This window comes from Streptomyces sp. NPDC093801 (assembly GCF_040701585.1).
Taxonomy (GTDB): domain Bacteria; phylum Actinomycetota; class Actinomycetes; order Streptomycetales; family Streptomycetaceae; genus Streptomyces.
In genome coordinates this window covers 1-1,012 of record NZ_JBFBDP010000122.1, presented here as the reverse complement: position 1 = coordinate 1,012, position 1,012 = coordinate 1, and the positions used below count along the sequence as shown (strand labels likewise).

Annotated in this window: 1 protein-coding gene; it reads left to right on the top strand. The window is 65.9% G+C overall.

Features of this window, described 5'->3' with window-relative positions; all coding sequences use genetic code 11:
- A partial coding sequence (locus AB0469_RS41185; RefSeq protein WP_366456741.1) for an IS3 family transposase occupies positions 1-985 on the top strand: 985 nt, incomplete at its 5' end.
- Between the last annotated feature and the right edge of the window lie 27 nt (positions 986-1,012).

Below are 1,012 nucleotides of genomic sequence, written 5' to 3'. Positions count from 1 at the left end.
TGAAGGCTGCGGCGAGTTTCTTCGCGGCCGAGCTCGACCGGCCACACACACGCTCGTAGCGTTCATCGACGAGCACCGGGACCGCTTCGGCGGAGTCGAGCCGATCTGCCGTGTTCTGACTGGGCACGACTGCAAGATCGCCCCGTCCACCTACTACGCCCACCACAACCGCCGGCAGGCACCCTCGGCCCGCACCGTTCGTGATGCCGAGCTGAAGGGCCTGATCCAGGAGACATACGACGCCAACTACCGCGTCTACGGCGCGAGGAAGATCTGGCGGCACCTGAACCGCCAGGGCCGGACCGTGGCCCGCTGCACCGTCGAACGCCTCATGCGCGAGCTCGGCATCACCGGCGCCGTCCGCGGCAAGAGAGTGATCACCACGATCCCGGACCCCTCCGCGCCCAGGGCGCCGGACCTGGTCGACCGCGACTTCGTCGCCAGCGCGCCGAACCGCTGCTGGGTCGCCGACTTCACCCATGTCGCCACGTTCTCCGGCGTCGTCTACGTCGCCTTCGTCGTGGACACCTTCTCCCGCCGGATCGTCGGCTGGTCCGCCTCGACCACGAAGCAGACCCGGCTCGTGCTGGACGCCTTGGACATGGGACTGTGGCAACGCGACCGTGACCAACACCCGCCTCTGCCAGGTGAGTTGGTTCATCACTCGGACGCGGGCTCGCAATATACGTCCTTCACGCTGGCCGAGCACTTGGAGAAGGCCGGCATCGCCGCCTCGATCGGATCGGTCGGCGACGCCTACGACAACGCGCTGATGGAGTCCACGATCGGCCTCTTCAAAACCGAGGTGATCAAGCCGCAGCGACCCTGGCGATCCCTTGCCCAGGTCGAGCTCGCCACCGCCGAATGGACCGACTGGTACAACCACACCCGGCTCCACGGTGAAATAGGGCACATCCCGCCCGCCGAATACGAAGCCAACCACTACCTGAGCACCACGAAAGCCCAGGTCACACACAACATCTGAGATCTCTACCGAACCCGGAACGGTTCA